Here is a 7,001-nt window from a genome sequence, read left to right on the forward strand (position 1 = left end):
CTCTCGTCCTGGGGCGTGAGGTGCCCCAGGCGGTCCCGGACCGCCACCCCGCAAGGCCCGGGCACCACGAAGGGCACGGCCAGCTTCCGCAGACCACCCACCACATCACCCCCCACCCTCAAGGCCGGACACCTGCCACCCAGTCCAACGAGCAGCGGCCACCAAGGTCACCCATTCGACCCCAGAAGAGAGCTTCTGCTGTGCCCGCGAGACCGCCCGTTTGTCAGGGCGAATTTCCGCCAGGAATCGATAAACCCTGCACGCGTCCTTGCGGTCGGACAGCTTGGAGCCGCGTGAATCCCCACCTCAGAGGCGTGCGCGAGGAGGTTGCGCATGCCGGACTGACGGAGAATCAAAATTGCACGAACTGCCCGCCGTTGACAAACCGCCCGGCCTCTTTTGTACTCGTACGGTGACAGGAAATGGCACCTTCACCTAGGGGAAACGGCGTGCGTATCGACGTACTGGGCATATGGGACGTCAGAGAGAACGGGGCGTCCATCGCTTCTACTGCGCCGAAGCCCCGGCAGGTGCTCGCCCTTCTGGCGCTGCAGGCCGACCAGGTGGTGCCGCGCACACCGTGGGCGTCGATCAGGTGGTAGGGCCGCTCGGACACGGCCAGGCCCCCGGTCTCGTAGTCGGCATCCCCCGCGCCGCCGTTGCCGGGGCCGCCCGCCGGGCGGGGGATGCGGTACGGACGGCAGTGCCCGGTGCGAAGCAGTTGGCGTATCAGCGGGTCCGCGGTGCGCCGCAGGTCGATCTCGGGCAGGCGGGCCTCGATGAGGACCGTGGCCCGCACCCGCACGCCCGGGCGAGATCTGCACGCCCCCGCGCGAGATCATCGCGAAGGTGCCGGGTCTGCGGAACGAGCCCGCCCTCACGGGATACGTGCGCACCGTCAAGTGCGCGGCGGCCTTCGCGACGACCCGCTGGAAGGCCCAGGTCATATAGCAGCCGTAGAGGGCGCGGGTGGGATAGGCGTCGGGGCCCAGACCGCGTGCCTCGGCGAGGACCTCGTCGTCGTGTTCGGTCTGCGGGCCGGTGTCGAGCGTGCCCGGCTCCAGGGCCTTGGCCCACTCGTACAGGCTCGGCCCCTCCTCCAGCGGGCCGTCGATGCGGACGCTGGCGTCGGCGGGTGTGGCGCCCTGACCAGTCCCGGCACCTGCTGACTGCCTCAAGCGTCACTCGAACTCCCGCCCTCGACAGGCCGAATTCCCTCGTGCGGATGGCTACACCCCGCATGATGCAAGCACAACCCACTGGGAGGGCAGGCACGTTGAGTCTGAACGCCGGTGTTATCGACGGGGACGACGGCCACGGCCACGCCGTGGTCATCGGCTCGGGCATGGCCGGGCTCACCGCGGCGCGGGCCCTGGCCAACTTCATGGACCGGGTCACCGTGATCGAGCGCGACTGGGTGCCACGCGGACCCGGGCGGCGCCGGGGCGTGCCCCAGGCGCGGCACACGCACAGCCTCATGACATCCGCCCAGCAGGGCCTGGAGCAGCTGTTTCCCGGCATAGGCCAGGACCTGACCGGCGCCGGAGCGGTGCGTGTCCGCATGCCCGAGGACATGCTGCTGCTCGGCCCGGGCGGCTGGCTGCCCCGGTTCGACTCGGACCTGTCGATGCTAAGCGCCAGCCGCGATCTGATTGACGCGGTGATACGCGACCGGCTGCTCGCCGACTCCAAGGTGGCCTTTTTGCAGGAGCACGAGGTCGTCTCCCTGCAGCCCGGCCGCCACGACACCGTCACCGGCGTATGGGTGCGCAGGCGGGACCGGAAGGCGACCGAAGGATGGGCTGCCCGGCGCCTGATATCCGCCGACTTCGTGGTCGATGCCACCGGACGCGGCTCGTGTGCCCCCCAATGGCTTGCCGAACTCGGTTACGAGCTGCCCGGGGAAACGGTGGTCGATGCCGGTACCAGGTACACCACCGTCGTGTTCGCGCCGCCCATCGGCCATGTCGCCGACTGGAAGAGCCTGTTACTCATGGCTTCGGCCGAGAATCCGATGCAGGGCATGCTCAATCCCATCGAGGGCGGCCGCTGGTCGGTGTCGATCTGTACCAGTGACGGCAAGCGATCACCCGCCGACCACGAGGGGCTGCTGCGCGCGGCGGGCGCCCTGCGTCACCCGCTGCTGCGCGACGTCATCGAGTCCGCTACCCCGCTCGGCCCGGTCTACGGCAGCGGCCGGACCGAGAACCGCTGGCGCCATTACGAGAAGCTCCGTCGCTGGCCCGACCAGTTCATCGTCGTCGGCGACGCCCTCGCCGCCCTCGACCCGGCCCACGGTCAGGGCATGACGATCGCGGTGCAGTCCGCCCTCGTCCTCGATCACATGCTGACCAGTCACGGCACAGCGGTCGGCCTCGGGTACCGGCTGCGCCGGGCCCTTGTCCACCGGCTGGCCCCCGCCTGGCACATGAGCACCCGCAATCTGCCCGCGGCGAAGGGGGGACAAGAGCCGCGGGCCGGAGTGCGCGCCCGGCTCAGCAGGCGGTACGCGGACCGGATCGCGGCCGCTGCGACCACCGATCCCTACGCGGCGACGCTGCTGCTCGAACTGCTGCAGACGGCCGCCGAGCCCGCAGCGGCGCTGCGGCCGGGCGTGCTGCGGGCCGCGCTCCGTAGCACGCGCGGCCCGGCCCAGGCGACGCCGCCCAGCGCCACCCACGGCCAGGACGCGCTCCGGCGCCGCTCCGTCGCGCCGGACGCATCTGCTGCCGGGGTCTCCACCGGATCTGCCCGGCGCAGACCCACCATGGGTTCCTCGGCACATTGGCCTGCCGCGGCGCCCGCCGGTGACCGGTGGCAGCCGTGAGTGCCGCGCTCCGGAACGCGCGGCAGGTGTAGCCGCTCGCGAGCCGCGCTGAGCGTGAGCCTACACTTTCAGTGCGACAAGAGTGAATCAACTAGCTGTTGTGTAAGAGCAGTTGAACGAAAGGCGGGCATCATGCATGGCCAACGATGTTGCGGAACATGGCCGGTTGTGCACGGAGGTTGCCAATGCGCACCCCGTCGACTCGCAACTCGCTTGAGAAACAGTCGAGTTATGACTGGGATTCGGCTTCAAGTCGGTTGTTCGGCCGAGTCGCGCGTCGATAGCGTTCCAGCTGCTCAGGGCACGGGCCCGCTTGCGCTGCGGCAGGCCACCCTCACCACCGACCGTTCGCCGGCCGGACCGGGTGTGCCTGTGACGGCCGAGCGGCGAGGGGAGAGCGCGCGGGTATGAGCACGACCGAAACGGCGCCGCAGGGTAAGCGCACCGGGACGCCGAAGGGCGAGCGCATCGCCGATTGGGCGGACGGGCGGCTCGGGATCTACAACTTCCGGTTCCTGATCCGCAAGGTGTTTCCTGAGCACTGGTCGTTCATGTTCGGCGAGATAGCGCTCTACAGCTTCGTCGTGCTGATTATCACCGGGATCTGGCTCACCTTCTTCTTCGAGCCGAGCATGGGCGAGACCGTCTACGACGGCCCGTACAGCCCGCTCCAGGGCATGAGGATGTCGGAGGCCTACGCCTCCACAATGAAGATCAGCTTCGAGGTGCGCGGCGGCCTGTTCATCCGCCAGCTGCACCACTGGTCGGCCCTGGTCATGATCGGTGCGCTCTGCCTGCACACGCTGCGGCACTTCCTCACCGGCTCGTTCCGCAAACCGCGAGAGGTCAACTGGCTGTTCGGCTTCGTGTTGCTCGTCCTGGTGATCCTGGAGGGCTTTTTCGGGTACTCGCTCCCCGACGACCTGCTCTCCGGCACCGGCATGCGCATCGCCTCGGGCATCACGCTCGCCGTCCCGCTGGTCGGCACCTATGTGCACATGTTTGCGTTCGGCGGCGAGTTCCCGGGCCACGACCTCGTGCCCCGCGTCTACAGCCTGCACATCCTGCTGATCCCAGGACTCGTGTTCATCCTGCTCAACATCCACCTGATCCTGGTCTTCTACCACAAGCACACGCAGTTCCGGGGCCCGGGCCGCACCGAGAAGAACGTCGTCGGCGAGCCCCTTGTGCCGAACTACACGGCCAAGGCCGGCGGCTTCTTCTTCCTGGTCTCCGGGGTGCTCGCGCTGTTGGCGGGCATCGCGCAGATCAACCCGGTGTGGACGTACGGTCCCTATCGCGCCGACCAGATCTCCCAGGGATCCCAGCCGGACTGGTACATGGGTTTCCTCGAAGGCGCGCTGCGGGCTTTCCCGGCCTGGGAGCTCACCATCTGGGGCGGCTACACCCTCAATCTCGGCATTCTGGTCCCGGCCGTCGTCCTGCCGACGCTGATGGCTGCCGTGATCGCTCTCTGGCCGTTCCTGGAGGCCTGGGTGACCGGGGACAGAAGGGAGCACCATCTCCTCGACCGGCCGCGCGACCACCCCACGCGGACCGCGTTCGGCTGCGCGTTCGTCGCCCTTTACCTGGTGCTGTTCTTCGGCGGCGCCAACGACATCCTGGCCGAGCGTTTTCATCTGTCCCTGAACTCGATCACCTGGGTGATACGGATCGGGGTCTTCCTCGTCCCGGCGCTGACCTACGTCATCACCCGACGGATCTGCCTGGGCTTGCAGCGGCGGGACCGCGACGCGCTCCTGCACGGCCGCGAGACCGGACGGATCCTCAAGCTGCCGCACGGCGAGTTCGTCGAGGTGCACGAGCGCCTCGACCGCGGACGGGAGTACACGCTGCTGGCCAGGGAGCCCTATCAGCCGCTGCCGGCGCCCGCGAGGGAACGCGATGGCGTGCCCAATCCCAAGGCCCGCAAGGAGGTATTGCGCTACCGGCTCAGCCGCTGGCTGTACGGCAACCGGATCGCCAAGCCGACCCCGCAGGAGATGGAGCAGGCCCTGGAACACTTCGGCCACCCGGCCAACGGGCACGGCTCGGCGGACGGGCACCTGGAAACCGGCGCCCGGCGCGCCCTCGAGGAGCGGGAGCCGGACCAGGAAGTGCACTGACCCGGCGGCCCACAGCCGAAAACCGGGCCAGGGAAGGCGGCGCGGGTGATCAGAGGACGGTCACCCGCGCCGCCGCTGTTCCACCGCCTGCGGCCCGCCGTTCGGCCTTCTGCCGTTCCACCGCCCGCCGTCGCTCCGGCGGCGCACGGCACGCGTCAGCCATCCGTGACCCGACGACCGTACGGCGCCGCCGCGGCCCGCCGCCCCGCGGCACGGCCGCCCAGCAGGTGAACGTCCGCACCGCGCGGCAACCGGCAGGGTCCGGTTCCCCTTTTTCCGGTTCGGGTGCTGTGCCGGAGTGTCCACGGAGGCCCGATGAACACCACCCCAAGGCGCAGGGATGCTGCCCGGGCCGAGTCCATCACCCGGGCGCGCACCGGCATGACGCGGGACCTGCGCGGCCGTCAGCGGCGCTACGTCGCGGCCATGGTGGTGCGCAGCGCCTGTGTGGTGGTGATGGCCGTCACCCGGAACCGCCGGCCCGCTGTCGCGGTCTGCGCGCTGGTCGGCGCGGGCGTCATCCCCTACGTCGCCGTGGTGGTGGCGCAGGCCGGGTGGCGCCAGCAGCGGGGCGCACGGCCCGTGCTGGCACGGGTGAACGAAGAGCCCGCCGCCCGCGTCGTCCTCGAACCCACCCTGATTCTGCCGCCGGAACGCAACACGGCGAGCTGACCCGGCACTTCACTGCACACCGGCGACCCCACGACCTCGGCTGACGTCACTCACGTCACTTTGAGCTGCCCTTGGCGCGAAGATGCCGACCGTGTCACTGTTTCAGCACGCCTACCCTGCTCAAAATCCGCCGTGTGGCCGTGGATTGAGTGCCGCGTCCCCCAGCTCGTACCGGCGAGACCGAGTCCGTGTCGGGTGTGCGGCGCTGTGCCCAGGCGGTACCGTCCGAACGCTCGCGGGACGTTGAGCGGCGAGCGGCGGACTTCACCACCACCTCATCCAGGCCTTTTTGGAGCAGGGCTTTGCGTGCAGGTTCCCGGATGGCGTGAACAGCCTGCCCGTGCGCGCCGGGAGACGGCAGCCCGCACGCCGGCGCCGGCCGATGAGCATTTCGGCCCGCCGTGCAGCCGGTTCCGGTCCCACCGGGCGTGACCCGCCGTGCGCAGAACGGCCCCGCACAGAGGGCCGCGGCGGATCGTTTCGTTCCCGAACCGCTTTCCCGACTCGCCGTCGGCAGCGATGAACCAGCGTTCCGCCTCTCACCTTTCCAGCCACTGCTCTTCGGTGAGCTGGGCCCGGGTGAGGTGGTGGCGGGTGTTGAGGAGACGTCTACCGCCCCGCACCACCCGCACCCGTCCGGCCTGCCACTCGACGACAGCAGCAGCATGCCTGGATTCCAGTGCCGCAAGTCGGCGGGACTTGCGGAACCACTCGCCCTTCGACCGGCAACCGCCCGCAGCCCGCTTCGTTCCGGGCGCCCCGAGCGGGAGGGACAGGCGGTGCCTCATCGTCCTGATCCAGGCCGCCGGTTTCTGGATGTGCGCCGCCTGGCAACGGCGGGCGAGCGCCCCACTGATCGTGCGTGGCCTTGGTGATCGCACCCGCGATCCGCGACGACGACCGTGCCGTCAGCTCCCGCCTACGCGCCGCCCACGCGTCCGCGCCGTGCTCCAGACCATCCGCACAGCGAGCCTTGAGATCACCGGAAGCCAGCGCACCCTGGTGCTCGCCGACCGCGCGCAGCACCATCTCGTCGTGGGCGGTGAGGTGCTTGAGGCCGCCTCGGATCGCCACACCGCAAGGCCCGGGCACCACGAAGGGCACGGCCGACTTCCGCAGACCACCCGCCACATCACCCCCCTCCCAGGCCGGACACCTGCCACCCGACCCAACGAGCAGCAGCCACCAAGGTCACCCATTCGGCCCCGGAACCCCCGTTCCCATACCCCCGCGAATGCACCGCCAGGACTCACTCCCGCACGCCACCACTCACTTCGGCTCAGCCCGGATCCACCGGCTTGTTTCCGGAGTGATCGTTTCGGGGTTGTCTTGGCGGTCGGCGAGATGATCTGGCTGTTCGGGCAGGGAGTATCCGC

Annotated in this window: 3 protein-coding genes and 3 pseudogenes; 3 read left to right on the plus strand and 3 right to left on the minus strand. The window is 69.6% G+C overall.

What is annotated here, in order from left to right; all coding sequences use genetic code 11:
- Nucleotides 1-577: 577 nt before the first annotated feature.
- Both AB0I23_RS41935 and AB0I23_RS40770 read right to left on the minus strand, forming a co-directional pair.
- Nucleotides 578-811 (minus strand): annotated as a pseudogene (locus AB0I23_RS41935) (FAD/NAD(P)-binding protein); the annotation flags it as partial.
- Between the two features lie 109 nt (nt 812-920).
- Nucleotides 921-1,178: pseudogene (locus AB0I23_RS40770) on the minus strand (FAD/NAD(P)-binding protein); the annotation flags it as partial.
- 98 nt (nt 1,179-1,276) lie between these two features.
- Between AB0I23_RS40770 and AB0I23_RS40775 the strand changes: the two are divergent.
- The 3 genes from AB0I23_RS40775 to AB0I23_RS40785 all read left to right on the plus strand — a co-directional run bounded on the left by AB0I23_RS40775 (nt 1,277) and on the right by AB0I23_RS40785 (nt 5,625).
- On the plus strand, nt 1,277-2,827 hold the full coding sequence (locus AB0I23_RS40775) for an FAD-dependent oxidoreductase (RefSeq protein WP_359118252.1): 1,551 nt from the start codon (nt 1,277-1,279) through the stop codon (nt 2,825-2,827).
- 407 nt (nt 2,828-3,234) lie between these two features.
- Nucleotides 3,235-4,953 carry a cytochrome bc1 complex cytochrome b subunit gene (gene qcrB, locus AB0I23_RS40780; RefSeq protein WP_359118254.1) on the plus strand — a complete coding sequence of 573 codons (1,719 nt, stop codon included), beginning with the start codon at nt 3,235-3,237 and terminating at the stop codon, nt 4,951-4,953.
- A 315-nt stretch (nt 4,954-5,268) separates the two neighbouring features.
- A complete protein-coding gene (locus AB0I23_RS40785) occupies nt 5,269-5,625 on the plus strand; it encodes a DUF3099 domain-containing protein (protein ID WP_359118256.1) in 357 nt (118 codons plus the stop codon).
- 461 nt (nt 5,626-6,086) lie between these two features.
- Here AB0I23_RS40785 and AB0I23_RS40790 read toward each other — a convergent pair.
- A pseudogene (locus AB0I23_RS40790) lies at nt 6,087-6,699 on the minus strand (IS200/IS605 family accessory protein TnpB-related protein); the annotation flags it as partial.
- Nucleotides 6,700-7,001 lie beyond the last annotated feature (302 nt).

This window comes from Streptomyces atratus (genome assembly GCF_040655115.1).
In the GTDB taxonomy this organism is placed as follows: domain Bacteria; phylum Actinomycetota; class Actinomycetes; order Streptomycetales; family Streptomycetaceae; genus Streptomyces; species Streptomyces atratus_D.